The sequence below is a fragment of the Paenibacillus lautus genome (assembly GCF_050482385.1).
GTDB lineage: Bacteria > Bacillota > Bacilli > Paenibacillales > Paenibacillaceae > Paenibacillus_AQ > Paenibacillus_AQ lautus_B.
The window spans coordinates 58,781-74,453 of record NZ_JBCNHV010000018.1; the positions used below are offsets into that span (position 1 = coordinate 58,781).

Consider the following 15,673-nt stretch of genomic DNA (forward strand, 5'->3'; position numbering starts at 1 on the left):
CCACTGCAGAATCAGCAGCTGCAGCCCATCTTCTCTTCCCCGTTAAAATCAATCTGCGTCGGGTAATCATTGTCAAAGCAGGCCATGCACAAGCCGCCTTTAGGGCTGTGCTCATCATAACCGCCAATGGCGGATATAAGTCCTTCCGGGCTCAGGAACGATAAAGAATCCGCGTTGATCTCCCGGCAGATTTCCTCAATGCTTTTCTCGGAGGCGATCAGTTCCCTGCGGTCCGGTGTATCGATGCCGTAGAAGCAGGGATTCTTAAACGGCGGCGACGTAATCCGCACATGCACTTCGGTCGCGCCCGCTTCGCGAAGCAGATTGACGATTCGACGGGACGTCGTTCCCCGTACGATGGAGTCATCAATCATGACCACCCGTTTGCCTTCGACCACACGCCGTACCGCGCTCAGTTTCATCTTCACGCCCTGCTCGCGCAGCTCCTGGCTCGGCTGAATGAACGTCCGGCCCGTGTATTTATTCTTGATCAATCCCAGCTCATAAGGAATGCCCGTTTGCTCGGCATAACCGATAGCGGCCGAGATGCTAGAATCCGGTACGCCCGTAACCACATCCGCATCCACAAACGATTCCAGGGCCATCTTGCTGCCCATCCGTTTGCGGGCCGAATGCAGGTTGGAGCCGTTCAGATCGCTGTCCGGACGGGAGAAATAAATATATTCCATCGCACACAACGCTTTGCGTCCCGCTTCCGTATACCGCTCTTCCCGAAGCCCGTTCCGATCAAGGATCAGCAGCTCTCCGGGAGCGACATCGCGGATCGCTTCCGCCCCGATAACTTCAAGTGCACAGGTCTCGGAGGTTAAGATATACGCATCGCCCAGACGACCGATCGTTAGCGGACGGAGTCCGTTCGGATCCGAGGCGACGAGCAGCTTGTCATTGGTCATGAGCAGAAAGGCAAACCCGCCCACCAGACGCCGCAAGGCATCCTTGGCAGCCTCGACAAAATCCTTCGGCGACCGTGCAATCAGATGCGCAATGACTTCCGTATCGCTGGTCGTCTGGAATATGGAACCCTCCATCTCCAGCTCGCGCCGAAGCTTCGGCTCATTGACGATGTTGCCGTTCGTTGCGATTGCCAGATTGCCTTCGCGGTATTTAAAGACGAGCGGCTGCGCATTCGTCAGCCCGCTGTCCCCGCTGGTCGAATAACGGACATGCCCGATCGACATGCTGCCCTGCAGCGATTCCAGCTTATCTTTATCAAACACTTCTTTTACCAGCCCCATACCGCGGTGATAATTGAAATTCTCGCCATCGGCCACGCAGATTCCCGCGCTTTCCTCGCCGCGGTGCTGAAGGGCATGAAGCCCGTAATAGGAAAGGGAGGCGGCATCGGGATGCCCAAACACCCCGAATACGCCGCACTCTTCTTTTAATGTATCGAAAATATCGCTCTGACCTGTTCCCTCATTGTAGTAATCCCCTGTCCACAGTCCTTCGGGTATCAGTTCATGAGACATGGAATGGCATCCTCCCAGACGGATTTCAAAGCCTCCACGGATTCTTCCAGCGCAGAAGCACCGTTAATGTTAATGCTAAGCTTATTTCCACCGACTACGCCAAGCGCGGTAAATGGAACGCCCGCTTCCTGCAGGAGCTTCTCCAGCGCATTCTTATGATCAGGGGACACCGACAGCACGATCCGGGATTGGCTCTCGCTAAAGAGCGCCACGTCGTTACGCAGATCGGTTGCCCATTGCACGCTTGCCCCAACGTTGCCGCTGATGCAGCTCTCCGCCAGCGCGGCTGCAAGTCCCCCCTCCGACACGTCATGGGCGGATTGTACCAGACCGGATTGAATGGCCTTCAGTACGCCGCCGAGCAATTTCTTCTCGGTATCCAGGTTCAGTTCAGGCGGTCTGCCTTCCGACACCCCGTGAATGATCGCTTGGAACTCGCTGCCGCCAAGTTCCGCACGGGTATCACCCAGCACATAGATGGCATCGCCTTCCGCCTTGAAGCCTTGTGTTGTAATATGATCCGTATCATGGATCAGGCCGACCATGCCGACAACCGGCGTTGGATAAATCGCGCCTTTGGCATTCTCGTTGTAAAGACTGACATTACCGCCGATGACCGGCGTTTCAAGCTCACGACAAGCTTCCGCCATGCCGTCCACGGCTTTTTCCATCTGCCAGAAAATTTCTGGCTTCTCCGGGCTTCCGAAGTTCAGGTTATCTGTAATCGCCAGCGGCTCGGCACCGGAGCACACGATATTGCGCGCTGCTTCGCTAACGGCGATTCTTCCGCCAAGCTCAGGGTCGAGATAGACGTAACGTCCGTTACAGTCCGTTGTCATTGCCAGGGCTTTGCGCGTTCCATGCACCGTTACGACAGCAGCATCCGAACCCGGACGAACGGCCGTGCTGGTGCGAACCATATAATCATATTGGTTGTATACCCATGCTTTGCTTGCAAGGCTTGGCGAACCGAGCACCTTCTTGAGGGCACCGCCCAAATCCGTCACTTCTTCATAACGAAGCGTATCCACCGCAGCCTGCTCTTTGTAATAAGCCGGTTCTTGGGATGGTTTGTTATAGATTGGGCATTCGTCTACGAGCGCTTTAACCGGCATGTCGCCTACCACCTCACCGTGGTGGATCAGCTTCAGGCGGCCATCGTCCGTCACTTTGCCGACTTTGGCGCAGATAACGCCCCAGCGTTCGAAGATTTCTCGTGCTTGCGCCTCATGCTTCGGCTCAACCACGAACAGCATCCGTTCCTGCGATTCCGATAGCATCATTTCATAAGGCGTCATGCCCTCTTCGCGCTGAGGCACTTGGTCCAGGTACAGCTCAAGACCGTTGCCTGCTTTACTTGCCATTTCCGCACTGGAGCAAGTCAATCCAGCCGCGCCCATATCTTGAATGCCCAGCACGATGCCGGAATCAATCAGCTCGAGGCAGGATTCCATCACGAGTTTCTCCATGAACGGATCGCCGACCTGAACGGCCGTACGGTTCGCTTCGGATTCCTCCGTCAGTTCGACGGAAGCGAAGGTCGCCCCGTGGATGCCATCGCGGCCAGTTGGAGGGCCGACATAGAAGACCGGATTGCCTACCCCTTTTGCAACGCCGCGCTGAATCTTATCATGGTCGATAACGCCGACGCACATCGCATTGACCAGCGGATTACCTTCATAACTTTCGTCGAATACAACCTCGCCGCCTACTGTCGGAATTCCGATGCAGTTGCCGTAACCGGCAATACCGGATACGACATGTTCAAACAAATATTTAACGCGATCGCTCTCCAGCTTGCCGAAACGAAGCGAGTTGAGAATCGCTACCGGTCTTGCCCCCATGGAGAAAATATCGCGGATAATGCCGCCTACGCCCGTGGCTGCGCCTTGGTAAGGCTCTACAGCGGAAGGGTGGTTATGGCTTTCGATTTTGAATACAACCGCTTGGTTGTCGCCGATATCGACGATCCCTGCACCTTCGCCCGGTCCCATCAGGACGCGCGGGCCGCTTGTCGGGAAGCGGCGAAGCAGCGGCTTGGAATTTTTGTAGGCGCAATGCTCGGACCACATGACGCTGAATACACCGATTTCCGTGTAATTCGGCTTGCGTCCCATGAAGGAACAGATCAGCTCATACTCGCTGTCCGAAACTCCCATCTGCTTGTAAATCTGAAACTCTGCGATCTGTTCTGCTGTCGGTTCCTTAACGGACGTTTGCTGCGCCATGAGTATCCCTCCATGCCTGTAATATGGATGTAAACATTGCTTTACCGTCATCCGAGCCGAGCAGGCTGCTCACCGCGCGCTCCGGATGCGGCATCATGCCGATCACGTTGCCCCGCTCGTTGCAGATGCCTGCGATATCCTCGATCGAGCCGTTCGGATTGTTTTGATACGTAAATACGATTTGCCGGTTGTCCCGGAGCTTTTGAAGCGTTTCTTCATCACAGTAATAGTTGCCTTCGCCATGCGCGATCGGAATGACAATCTCTTGTCCCTCCGCGTAATCGCGGGTAAACGGCGTTGTATTATTGTTCACTTTAAGCACCGTGTCATGGCAGCGGAATTTCATCGAATCGTTGCGGCGCAGAGCTCCCGGAAGGAGTCCGGCCTCAGTCAAAATCTGAAATCCATTGCAGATGCCAAGAATATACTTGCCCTCTTCTGCCGCTTTCGCCACTTCGCTCATAACCGGGGCGAATCGGGAAATCGCACCACACCGGAGATAATCTCCATAGGAGAATCCGCCGGGTACCAAAATGCAATCATATGGGGAAAGATCCGTTGCCGTATGCCATACATAATCCACCGGCTGCGAGGTCGTCTCTTCTACCGCCTTATAACAGTCAATATCACAGTTGGAGCCAGGAAAGACCAGCACTGCAAATCTCATTGGTTTAGCCCTCCAATTCATAACGGTAGTTCTCTACCACCGTATTGGCCAGAAGCTTCTCGCACATTTCTTTCACTCGCTGCTCGGCTTCCTCACGGTTGTCCGTACCCAGCTCAAGCTCCATATATTTACCGATCCGCAGACTCTCCACTTCTTTGTACCCAATCGAATGAAGTGCACCCTGCACCGCTACCCCTTGAGGGTCCAATACGCTCTGCTTAATCGTGACGTAGACCTTTGCTTTCAACATTGTATCCTGTTCCTCCTCGGTATATATGAATGAAATGGTTTATAAAAGCTTTACAGGCTAACACCCGTGATTCGGCTGTAAATGTCGGTGTAGCGGCGCGTCGTCTCCTCCACCACGGCTTTCGGCAGCGGATCCGGCTCACTGTTCTTATCCCAATCGGACGAAGCGAGATACGTGCGTACCGGCTCCTTATCCATACTGTCAATCTCAATGTCGAGCGCATAATTCTTCTCATCCCAGAAACGGGAGGAATCCGGCGTGAAGATCTCATCAATCAGAATGATCTCTCCGTCGATCAAACCGAACTCAAACTTGCAATCGGCCAAAATAATGCCGTGCTTGCTGCAATAATCGCGGGCGAATTTGTACAGCACCAGGCTTTTGTCCTGAAGCTGCAGCGCGAGTTCCTCGCCGACAAGCTCCTTCATGCGGGATAGCGGGATGTCCTCGTCATGACCGACATCGTTCTTGGCAGCCGGCGTGAAGATCGGCTCGGGAAAAGCCTCATTCTTGCGCAGGCCCTCCGGCAGCTTAATGCCGTTGACCTCTCCCGAGGACTGATACTGCCTCCAGCCTCCGCCAGTAATGTATCCGCGCACTACGCATTCGATATCAATACGCTCGGCCCTGCGGCACACCATGACGCGTCCGTCCAGCAGCTCCTTGTCCTTGATGGCATCACCCAGGAGGTTCACGTCCGTATGCACGACATGGTTGCTGATGAGCTGTTCCGTTTGTTCGAACCAGAAGGCGCTCAGCTTGTTCAGCACGGTTCCTTTGGCCGGTACAGGCGGCTCCAGCACATAGTCAAAAGCGGAAATGCGGTCGGTTACTACAATGAGTACATGCTCGCCCAGGTCGTACAATTCACGAACCTTGCCCTTATACAGCAGCGGTACGTTGACCAGATGAGTGGCGGTCGATAATGCCGGTAATGTCATGTGTTCCTCCCCTTGGACTAGAGATTGTCTGCATATCATCACTACGAATGCGGATTATTTTTCCGATCCCTGTTGCCCCCAGATTTCCATTAATATGATTCAAAGGTTAAAATCCGGGGGTAAAGGGGACCGCTATCGCTTCTACAAAACAATTCCGCCTTCTCCGTTGTAGAAAATGATCTTCTCTAGATCTTTTATGAATGCGGATTAATCCGTTTCTAACCCTACTCCAATCCCAGCTTGGCAAAAATCGTATCCACATGCTTCAGATGCCAGCTTGGATTAAATGCATCTTCGATCTCCTCGGCGCTGAGCACCTCGGTGATCTCAGGCGTGGATTCCACGATTTCGCGGAATTGACGCTGCTCTTCCCATGCCTGCATGGCGCGTGGCTGAACGGTGTCGTACGCTTGCTCGCGGCTGAAGCCCTTGTCGATCAGCTTCGTCATGATCCGGCCCGAGAAAGGAACGCCATATGTGCGAGCCATGTTGCGCTTCATGTTCTCCGGGAAGACCGTCAGGTTCTTCACGATGTTGCCGAAGCGGTTCAGCATGTAGTTCAGCAGCATCGTAGCGTCCGGCAGGATGATACGCTCTACCGAGGAGTGGGAAATATCCCGCTCATGCCAGAGCGACACGTTCTCGTAAGCGGAAACCATGTGGCCGCGAATGACGCGCGCAAGACCCGAGATGTTCTCCGAACCGATCGGATTCCGTTTGTGCGGCATCGCGGAGGAGCCTTTTTGCCCTTTGGCGAACGCCTCTTCGACCTCGCGAACCTCACTCTTCTGGAGCGCGCGTACTTCAGTAGCGAACTTCTCAAGCGAAGTAGCGATCAGCGCAAGTGTTGCCATGTATTCCGCATGACGGTCACGCTGCAGCGTCTGGGTCGAGATCGGCGCCGGCTTCGTACCGAGCTTGCGGCAGACGAATTCTTCAACCGAAGGATCGATGTTGGCATACGTTCCAACTGCGCCGGAAATTTTGCCGTACTGCACGCCGTCAGCCGCATGGCGGAAACGCTCCAGGTTGCGGATCATCTCTTCATGCCACAGCGCCATTTTCAAACCGAAGGTTGTCGGCTCTGCATGCACGCCATGCGTTCTGCCCATCATCGGGGTATGCTTGTAGGCCAGTGCCTTCTCTTTCAAAATACCGATAAAACGCAGGATGTCCTGCTCCAAAATATCGTTGGCTTGCTTGAGCAGATATCCCATCGCGGTATCCACCACATCCGTCGAAGTCAATCCGTAGTGGACCCATTTGCGCTCCTCGCCAAGGCTTTCCGATACCGCGCGGGTAAAAGCGATGACATCATGGCGGGTTTCCTGCTCGATTTCATAAATCCGGTCCATATTAAAGGTCGCATTCTGACGAAGCTTAACAGTATCTTCCTTCGGAATGACACCAAGATCGGCCCATGCCTCGCATGCGCACAATTCCACTTCCAGCCATGCTCTGAATTTGTTCTCCTCGGTCCAAATCGCCCGCATTTCCGGTCTGCTGTAACGTTCAATCATCGTTTAATCCTGCCTCCAAATATTCATTTTCTCTACCCATTCGAGCGCTGCATCGACATCCCCGCACAGGAGGTTGATATGTCCCATCTTGCGGTTAAACTTCGATTCGCTCTTGCCGTATAGATGAAGCTTAGGCACAACGCCGAGAGACTCTGCAAGCGCGTCGTGCTCTCCAAAACGCCGTACCGCTTCCTCCAGATGTTGCCCCAGGAGGTTCACCATGACGACCGGACTCAGCAGCGTTGTGTCCCCGAGCGGCAGATCGCAGATCGCTCTCACATGCTGCTCGAATTGAGAGGTTGAGCATGCCTCCATCGTGTAGTGACCCGAGTTATGTGGACGAGGTGCAAGCTCATTCACGTACAGCTCCCCATCCTCGGTCACAAACATCTCGACAGCCAGCAGGCCAACAGCTCCCATGCCCTCTGCCACGCGTTCTGCGAGCTGGCATGCTTTGCGCTTCACTTCGCTCGTCACGCGAGCAGGCACAATCGACAAGTGCAAAATATTGTTGACATGCACGTTCTCTGCCGGAGGGAAGCTCTTCACGATACCGCTGGGCGTGCGCGCCGCGATCACAGAGATCTCGCACGCAAACTTCACAAACTTCTCCAACACCAGCTCAGTCCCGCTGGCAGCCAGCTCGCTGTAAGCTGATTCCAGCTCATCTTCCCTGCGGAGAACCGCTTGCCCTTTACCATCATAACCTCCCATGGCGGTCTTAAGCACGCACGGAAGTCCAAGTTCAGAGGCGGCGGATCGTAAATCTTCCAAGCTTGTTATTTCACGATACGGTGCAACCGGTACGCCGGCCGCTTCAATCGCGGCCTTCTCGCGCAGCCGGTGCTGCGTGGTGTACAACAGCTTGCTTCCTTGCGGAACATAAGACTGCTCCTCCAGAAGCTGGGCCACGCCCGCATCGACATTTTCGAATTCGTACGTAATAACGTCCGCTTTGACGGCTAGCTGCCGGGCAGCCTCCACATCGTCATAACGGGCCGTAACCTGCTCGGCCATCTGCCCCAGCGGGGAATTCGGCGTCGGATCGAGGGTGACGAACGAATATCCCATCCGGATCCCGTCCAGCGCGATCATTCGTCCGAGCTGTCCCCCGCCAAGTACGCCAATGACGGAACCAGGCAGTAGCTTTTTGCCGGATACTTGCGTCTGCTGTGCTCCGTTCTCCATCATAAGTTATCGCTGCTTTCCAGCACTTCATCACGGATACGGTCTCGGCGCGCTTGCACTCTTTCGCGAATCCCTGTATCCGAAGTGCCTAAAATCTGGGCTGCGAGCAATCCGGCGTTAGTGGCTCCCGCTTTGCCAATCGCTACAGTCGCTACCGGAATGCCCCCTGGCATCTGCACGATCGACAGCAATGAATCCAACCCCTTCAGCGCTTTCGATTTCACCGGAACGCCAATGACCGGCAATACCGTCTTCGAAGCGACCATCCCGGGCAGATGAGCGGCTCCGCCGGCTCCGGCGATAATGACGCGAAGCCCCCGGCCTTCCGCTTCCTCAGCATACCGGAACATCAAATCCGGCGTCCGGTGAGCGGATACGACTTTTTTCTCATAAGGAATTTCAAGCTCGTCTAGCACCTGGCACGCATGGGACATCGTATCCCAATCTGATTGGCTTCCCATAATGACTCCTACTTGTGCTGTCATGAGTTATCCCCCGCTTTCTTCGAAATTCGACAAAACTATGGTTAACTGCTGAAAAAAAAGTCCGATCCCGTAAACACAAAGTCTGTGCAGGTCTCGGACATACAAGGATTACGAACGCTGCTGTCTGCATCAAGCAGAAGAGTCTTGCGCATCCGCTCGCCTAAGAGGCAAACACGAAACCAAGCCCTGTCGTAGCCGCACCGTTTGTATTCCCTCGTAGTCCGAAAATTTACGGTTTCCGGGTAGAGACTTCCGGGCCATATCCCCGGCTTTATACGAGAAATATTAAATTTAATCAATCACGCTTCATAAGTTATTTTGAACCTCAACATCCTCAGTTTATCAATTTCTGACACCTCATGTCAACCTAAACACGAACAATCGGATTTACAGAAAATATAATGTTCGTATCTGGCGAGTGAGCAATGCAGGAGCAAAAACTTCTTGGAGACTGTGGGCTGTATAAGGCGTGCCAATTGGTGGATATGAAAAGCTGTAAGCAGTACATGTTGACCAATTGGCAGCGCTGCGCTGACGCATCGTGATTCCGATCGCTGTTAAACACGGGAAACTGGATTAAACAATATAGGGATGTTTCCCCTGTTTAAAGGCGCACGCTTCGCTTCTCCATCCACGATTCGTCCGCTCCGCTGGAGCATATTCAATGAAGATTTTTTTGCTGCTGCATTGAGGGTAAGGGAAAAGTATTATCGCAGAATAAAATAAGACCACATTCTGCTCTTTAATTGTAGCTACTTGCAAGGAAGATGGGGGCGAGTGTCGAAATCTTATCATCCGACATGAATATGAAATACGACAAAACATCATTTTTAAATGTCATAAAACAGAATCTATTTCTTAGGAGGAACCTATGGCTATTTATCTCGTTAGGCATGGTCAAGATGAAGAAGGGTACCGCGGAGGGTGGAGCCAGCGAGGGCTCATCGACGAAGGAATCAGGCAGGCGGAGAAGCTGGGGCAGTACTTGAATGAACACAAGCATGTTGTTAATATCCATCGGATCGTTTGCAGCGATTTGCAGAGAGCCTATCAGACTGCTTCGATAATTGCCGATAAGCTTAGCCTGCCCTATCATGGCTCCGAGGATTGGAGGGAGACCAATAACGGTCTGCTAGCCGGCATGCCCCACGCCTTAGCTGAGGAGAGGTATCCAGGGTTATATTTTTCGAGCTTACGGATGGACGAGAGATACCCTGGAGGTGAAAGCCCGCAGGAAAATTTCCAGCGGATCAAGAATACCTTCACCAAACTATGCCAGGATCAGGAATCGGCGAATCATCATGAGAACGTATTGGTGGTTACTCACGGCGGAGTGATCAACATCATTTATCATCTAATCAAGGATATGGCATGGACCAATAAGAATCCGTTCTTCCCGGCCGCGAACACCGGGCTGCACAGGATAGAGTTCCACGGCGGGCGCTGGGAGCTTACCATGGAGAATGCAGCACCTCATTTGTAATCCGGAATCCTGCATTCCTCCCACAACCAACCGGTTTCTACCGCTCACCATCCTTGATGGCATCTACATATTGTTTGGCTTCAACCAAAGACAATCCCAATTCTTCTCTTACGGTTTTGATCGCTTTAATATCCTGCCCATCCTGCAGCAGCCGTTTGACTTCCTCATGCACCGGCGGCTCGGGTATTCCTAAATGGCTTGCGATTTGGTTCAACGTGGCCTGCTGCCGTTTCATTCGCTTCTCCATGGCCGTCATTCGGCTGGAGGCCATAAGACCGACCAGAACGACCAAGATGATAAGAAGAATAATTTCCATATGAGCCTCCTCTGACCAAAGAAATTACTGTCTGCTACTCTGACGTTGTTACGAAAAAAGGGACGCCTCAGCGTCCCCAACACATTATTTCACTACCAGTACCGGGATCTTTGCATGCTGCACCACGTTATGGCTGACACTGCCGAGTACAAACTCGCGAATTCCGCCAAGACCTCGGCTGCCGATAATAATAAGGTCACTGCCGTTCTGATTCGCGTACTCCAGAATGACTTCAGCCGGAGGACCCTGGATCATCTCCACCTGACCGGTGACGCCGGAATTCTCAATTCGCTCGCGGACTTCCTCTGTCGTCTGCACGGCAAGATCGTAGACATCTTTATTAAGTGAAGCTGGAATCGGGGCAAGCCCTTCCCCAACGAAGAAACGCGGAAAATCGTAAGCATGAATGACATCCAGCGTAGCTCCCGGCGTAACCTTAACAAGTTCAACCGCACGTCCGAGCGCTTTATTCGCTGCTTTGGAGCCGTCGTAAGCTAGAAGAATTTTAGTAAAAAGCATACAGGCCACCTCTTTCTATAGTTAAAAGACCTACTACTTATTATTAAACAACTTCATACCGATATGAAACGAGCTTGCTGACTTGCTGCGTTGTTCCTATGTAATTCAGATTAATGCGACTTATCCCCAGAAGTACGTGTACAGCGCAACATTCACGACTAACAACAACGGCACGCCTAGTTTAAATGATAAATGCCTCGTTTTATGACGTTTGCGGTACATGGCAATCCATACACCCAAGGCCCCGCCTATGGCAGCTAGCAGAAACAGTGTTCGCTCCGGAACACGATCCCGTCCCATTCGGGCACGCCGCTTATCCTCCGACATGACCAGATAGGCTACCGCATTGATAAAAATAAACCAAACGATCAGTGCAGGTCTCACGTTGGTTCACGCACCCCCATTCCAACTGATCGATCTTGCCCAATCAGCCATTCGCTTTACGTTCTACTACTATTATAAAACTGCAGGCTAACGAAGACAATGCAGGCTAAATAATCTTAGCCATGGCCAAGCCATCTATGAATGCCATTATTAGGACACGGCCGACGTCAATAAATCCAACGGCTCGTGTCCGGCATAATGACAACCAGACCATACACAACCATTACGAAAACTTATGATTCATTCTTGGATATTTCGTTCAGGCTCGGAACATAGTCTGCAGCCTTTTTCGGTTTGAGGGTCTTGCTCTCCTCAAGAATGCTTGATTTGTTCTGCTGGTTTTCGCTTTTTCTTGCTTTATGATTCGGCATGCAAATCACCCCCTGTTCGTAGAATGAGCCATTGCACCCGAGGTTATGCTAACAACGGCAAGAAAAACGCATTTCAAGGCTTGGAAGATGCACATCGTGGGACTGAGCAGCACCCCTTGGCAGACTCACCATTGCAGGTTATTCCTTCCCCTTCTGCTCAAGGGCCGCCTTCAACAGGTCGCCCAGGTTCGAGCCTATCGACTCCGGCTTGCTGTATTGCTGCACGAGCTTCCGCTCCTCGCGTTTGTTCACATGCTTGGCGTCCTTCTTCAGCGTTTCTGTAATGCCGCAGCCCAGGCACTGCACGAACAGCCCCGCCTTGCCTTCTTTCATCTCCATCTTCTTGTGGCATTGCGGGCAGCGGCGGTTGGACAGACGCTTCTCGCCTGAACGCTTATAGCCGCAGTCGTCACTCGGGCAGACTAGCAGCTTGCCGCGCTTGGTCTTCTTCTCCAGCAATCTTGTCCCGCAATCCGGACAGTGGCTGTTCGAGACATTATGCGGTTTATACTCCGCTTCGCTTCCCTTCACATCCGTGACCAGCTTCTTGGTCATGTCCCGTATTCCGCGCAAGAATGGTTCCGGCTTGCCTTGCCCCTTCGCGATCCGTTCGAGCTCGGCCTCCCAGCGCGCCGTGAGCTCCGGTGTTCTCAGCTCTGGAGCGACAAGCTCAATCAGCTGCTTGCCTTTGCCTGTCGGATGGAGGGATTGCCCCTGCCGTTCGATCGTGTCCGAGCTAACCAGCTTCTCGATGATATCAGCCCGGGTTGCGGGGGTTCCAAGTCCGTGCTTCTCCATCTGGGAGAGCAGCGCCGCTTCGTTATAACGCTTCGGCGGCTGGGTACGTCCCGGTTTCAGCACGCAGCGGACCACCTTCACCGACTCTCCTTCTCGCAGCTCCGGCAGGAGCTTGCCTGAAGACTGGCCCTGACCATCGTCCTGCTCGTCGTCAGCGTCATCATCATAATCGCCGCCGTATACCTCACGCCAGCCGCTGTCCTTGATCGTAGTCCCTTTCGCGTAAAGCTGCTCCCCCTCCATCTGAACGGTAACCGATACGTTATCGTAACGGGCAGGAGGATAGAACAAGCTGATGAACCGGCGTACGATAAGATCGTACAGCTTGCGTTCATCGACCGACAGTTGATTCAGCAGCACGGTCTGTTCGGTAGGAATGATGGCATGGTGATCCGTAACCTTGCTGTCATCCACGACCCGTTTACCTGGTGATAAATTCTTACGCAGCAGTGGACGTGCAATGGACGCATAAGGCCCGATCGCAATGCTCGATAGTCTTTCCTTCAACGTTCCGACCATATCGGATGTCAGGTAACGGCTGTCCGTACGCGGATAGGTGACCAGCTTATGCTGCTCATACAGGCGCTGCAGCACATTCGAGGTCTGCTTGGCCGAGAACCCGAATCGGCGGTTGGCATCCCGCTGCAGTTCGGTCAAATCATATGCCAGCGGATGCGGTTCGGTTTTCTCGCTCTTATTCACGCTGACGATTTTTCCGGTGCTGCCCTCCAGCTTTTGCTTCAGCTTGGCCGCCTTATCCTTCTCGAATAGACGACCGTCTCCGCCAGCCGGACGCCACGATACCTCAAAGCTCCCCAGATCCGCCTGCAGCGTCTCATATTCCTGGGAGCGGAAATTCACAATCTCCTTCTCCCGGTCCATGATCATCCCGAGCGTTGGCGTCTGAACCCGGCCTGCCGACAACTGTGCATTAAATTTGGTCGTCAGCGCACGCGTCACATTCAGTCCAACCATCCAATCCGCTTCCGCCCGGCATCGTGCCGACTCATACAGCCGGTCGAACTGCTGTCCCGGCTTAAGTGATGCAAAGCCTTCCTTGATCGCCTTATCCGTCTGGGAAGAAATCCACAGCCGTTTGAACGGCTTGTTCCACTTCGCCATTTTGAGGATCCAGCGCGCAAGCAGTTCCCCTTCACGGGCAGCATCGGTGGCAATAATCATCTCACCGACATCCGGGCGCTTCATCAGATGCTGGACCGTCTTGAACTGGTGACTTGTTTCCTTCAACACCTTAAGCCTTGTGTTATCCGGCAGGATCGGCAAATCCTCCAGAACCCAGGTCTGGTACTTCTTATCATAGTCCTCGGGTTCGGCAAGTCCTACCAGATGTCCAAGCGCCCAGGTCACAATATATTTTGGTCCTTCAAAATAATTCTTCTGCTTCTCGCGGCTGCCCATTACTCTCGCAATTTCCTTCGCAACGGACGGCTTCTCAGCCAATACTAATACTTTCATAGCCCTCCCCTTCCTCTGTTCCCCTATTATAACCTCCCCTCGATTGTTTCCACAAAGATAAGTCAGATCGTTTTCTTAGCCAGCCATGTGAACGTATGATTAACACATATCGGACAGCCCTGCCTCTTCAAATCCTCGATCGTGGAAAAATCACCCTGCACGCCCACCTGCAGCTCACCCTGACATTGGATGCATCTGTAGGTTCGAACCGTTCGCCTAACCTCGCCTGTGTAGAGCTCATCCTCGAAAGAGTCTATAACACGCGGCGCCGTAAATTCCGTCGTTGTTAGCACGATCATCTGACCACTATTACCGATCATCTGCGCTCCAATATATTGATTGAAATGAAGCAGGACCTGCTTTACCGATAAACCCATACGGACGAATTCACGCTGCATGGACCATGTGAAATCGGGAGATTTATGGGCGAAGGAGAGAAAGATGGGGCATCCCTTCTCGCGTTTCAGCGCGCTAACGCCTCTGGATAAGAACAGAGTCAGCCCTTGTAGCGTATACGGCGGATCCGTGAAGAAGCAATCGTATTGCCCGTTCAAGCCCTCAGGCAAAGGCTGCCTGAGATCGATATGCCTGCATGTAACCGATAAACCTTCTTTTGCAGCCGCGCCCTGGATAAACCCCAGAAATCGCTCATCGATATCCATAACGGTAATGGCGGCTCTCTGGTTCTTCGCGTGCGGGAACAGTCGTTTAAGCAGCAGACCAAGCGAGATGCTTACCAGGTCGTCATCGCCAACGCACAGAATGTTCCTACCGATCAGACTGTGTTCCCTCAGACACAGAATCGCCCTCCGCAAACTCGTTTCTACCGTGCATTGGGATTGGTCAATCTGTACATCGACTTGCGGACGCATCTCCAGAATCTCCGTGAGCCTCGCTAGTACATCAGAAAGCTCCTCCTGCCAATCGACTTCGCCGGCCAAAAGCTTCTGATACAGATCTATATCGATGCCTCCATACCCCAGCTCATGTTCAATATAGGACTTCCCGGAATCGGTGCAGCGCACCCCCCGGTCTTGAATGAGAGCTCCTGCCTTGATCAGCTCCTTCTTGATCGCCGCAGCAACCGGAACTGGTAGATACGTATGACGTGCCAGCTCTTTGGTTGATATACCGGGCCGCATATAACTCGCTACTAGCAGTTGTTCGATCACCTGGACGCCTTCCTGCAGACGAACCTTGGTTTTCACTTCTTCTATATAATGGATCATGTGAAATCACGCTCTTTTCCTGAATATGAGTTTGTTATTGCCCCTGGAAAAGAACACACGTGACCCGCATACGTGCTGCAGTAATGAAAAAAAAAGGGACAGAAGTCCATGAACCATCGTCCATCTTCTATCCCCCAAGCGGGAAGCCGTGCCCAGAGCATGGCTGTACAGTCAATATATAAGGGATGGCTGTTGTGTTCTTAACCAGGTGGACTCAGAGCCATCGCGCATGACAAATAAACCTCACATAAAGTGGGTTTTTTTGCAATGCACAAGCCAGAGTCCTATAAAATTTGGTTAGTTAAGAACACGCACCGACATCAAGACA

General features: G+C 52.8%; 15 protein-coding genes and 1 riboswitch. Of the genes, 1 reads left to right on the forward strand and 14 read right to left on the reverse strand.

Annotated features, from left to right (window positions below; translation table 11 throughout):
* Nucleotides 1-11 precede the first annotated feature (11 nt).
* From purF to purE, 8 genes are all read right to left on the reverse strand, one after another.
* Nucleotides 12-1,490, reverse strand: coding sequence for an amidophosphoribosyltransferase (purF, locus tag ABEW73_RS22545; protein WP_430169336.1), 1,479 nt, complete (start codon nt 1,488-1,490; stop codon nt 12-14).
* Nucleotides 1,475-3,718, reverse strand: a complete 2,244-nt coding sequence (purL, locus tag ABEW73_RS22550; RefSeq protein ID WP_430169339.1) for a phosphoribosylformylglycinamidine synthase subunit PurL — start codon at nt 3,716-3,718, stop codon at nt 1,475-1,477. The genes purF and purL overlap by 16 nt, the downstream gene beginning before the upstream one ends.
* Nucleotides 3,696-4,385: a phosphoribosylformylglycinamidine synthase subunit PurQ gene (gene purQ / locus ABEW73_RS22555; RefSeq protein WP_430169341.1), complete on the reverse strand. Its 690-nt coding sequence runs from the start codon at nt 4,383-4,385 to the stop codon at nt 3,696-3,698. The genes purL and purQ overlap by 23 nt, the downstream gene beginning before the upstream one ends.
* 4 nt (nt 4,386-4,389) lie before the next feature.
* Nucleotides 4,390-4,635 (reverse strand): phosphoribosylformylglycinamidine synthase subunit PurS, encoded by a 246-nt coding sequence (gene purS / locus ABEW73_RS22560; protein WP_006208285.1) that lies wholly within the window; start codon nt 4,633-4,635, stop codon nt 4,390-4,392.
* 50 nt (nt 4,636-4,685) lie between these two features.
* The gene (locus ABEW73_RS22565; RefSeq protein WP_430169343.1) at nt 4,686-5,576 is read right to left on the reverse strand and encodes a phosphoribosylaminoimidazolesuccinocarboxamide synthase; all 891 of its coding nucleotides are present in this window, start codon (nt 5,574-5,576) and stop codon (nt 4,686-4,688) included.
* A 224-nt stretch (nt 5,577-5,800) separates the two neighbouring features.
* A complete protein-coding gene (purB, locus tag ABEW73_RS22570; RefSeq protein WP_430169346.1) occupies nt 5,801-7,096 on the reverse strand; it encodes an adenylosuccinate lyase in 1,296 nt (431 codons plus the stop codon).
* Nucleotides 7,097-7,099: 3 nt separating this feature from the next.
* On the reverse strand, nt 7,100-8,287 hold the full coding sequence (gene purK, locus ABEW73_RS22575) for a 5-(carboxyamino)imidazole ribonucleotide synthase (RefSeq protein WP_430169350.1): 1,188 nt from the start codon (nt 8,285-8,287) through the stop codon (nt 7,100-7,102).
* Nucleotides 8,284-8,769 carry a 5-(carboxyamino)imidazole ribonucleotide mutase gene (gene purE / locus ABEW73_RS22580; RefSeq protein WP_430169353.1) on the reverse strand — a complete coding sequence of 162 codons (486 nt, stop codon included), beginning with the start codon at nt 8,767-8,769 and terminating at the stop codon, nt 8,284-8,286. Before purE ends, purK begins: the two co-directional genes overlap by 4 nt.
* A gap of 197 nt (nt 8,770-8,966) precedes the next feature.
* Nucleotides 8,967-9,068: riboswitch (purine riboswitch) on the reverse strand.
* A gap of 572 nt (nt 9,069-9,640) precedes the next feature.
* On the opposite strand from purE, the gene ABEW73_RS22585 reads away from it, so the two are divergent.
* Nucleotides 9,641-10,252 (forward strand): histidine phosphatase family protein, encoded by a 612-nt coding sequence (locus ABEW73_RS22585; protein WP_430169356.1) that lies wholly within the window; start codon nt 9,641-9,643, stop codon nt 10,250-10,252.
* A 37-nt stretch (nt 10,253-10,289) separates the two neighbouring features.
* On the opposite strand, the gene ABEW73_RS22590 is transcribed toward ABEW73_RS22585, so the two are convergent.
* The 6 genes from ABEW73_RS22590 to ABEW73_RS22615 form a co-directional block, all read right to left on the reverse strand.
* Nucleotides 10,290-10,568, reverse strand: a complete 279-nt coding sequence (locus tag ABEW73_RS22590) for a hypothetical protein (protein WP_430169359.1) — start codon at nt 10,566-10,568, stop codon at nt 10,290-10,292.
* An 84-nt stretch (nt 10,569-10,652) separates the two neighbouring features.
* On the reverse strand, nt 10,653-11,087 hold the full coding sequence (locus tag ABEW73_RS22595) for a universal stress protein (RefSeq protein ID WP_430169362.1): 435 nt from the start codon (nt 11,085-11,087) through the stop codon (nt 10,653-10,655).
* A 120-nt stretch (nt 11,088-11,207) separates the two neighbouring features.
* Nucleotides 11,208-11,471, reverse strand: a complete 264-nt coding sequence (locus ABEW73_RS22600) for a DUF1294 domain-containing protein (protein ID WP_076325616.1) — start codon at nt 11,469-11,471, stop codon at nt 11,208-11,210.
* Nucleotides 11,472-11,704: 233 nt separating this feature from the next.
* A complete protein-coding gene (locus ABEW73_RS22605; RefSeq protein WP_181469949.1) occupies nt 11,705-11,842 on the reverse strand; it encodes a hypothetical protein in 138 nt (45 codons plus the stop codon).
* Nucleotides 11,843-11,980: 138 nt separating this feature from the next.
* Nucleotides 11,981-14,116, reverse strand: a complete 2,136-nt coding sequence (locus ABEW73_RS22610; RefSeq protein ID WP_430169365.1) for a DNA topoisomerase III — start codon at nt 14,114-14,116, stop codon at nt 11,981-11,983.
* 62 nt (nt 14,117-14,178) lie between these two features.
* A complete protein-coding gene (locus ABEW73_RS22615; protein WP_430169368.1) occupies nt 14,179-15,345 on the reverse strand; it encodes a bis-aminopropyl spermidine synthase family protein in 1,167 nt (388 codons plus the stop codon).
* Nucleotides 15,346-15,673 lie beyond the last annotated feature (328 nt).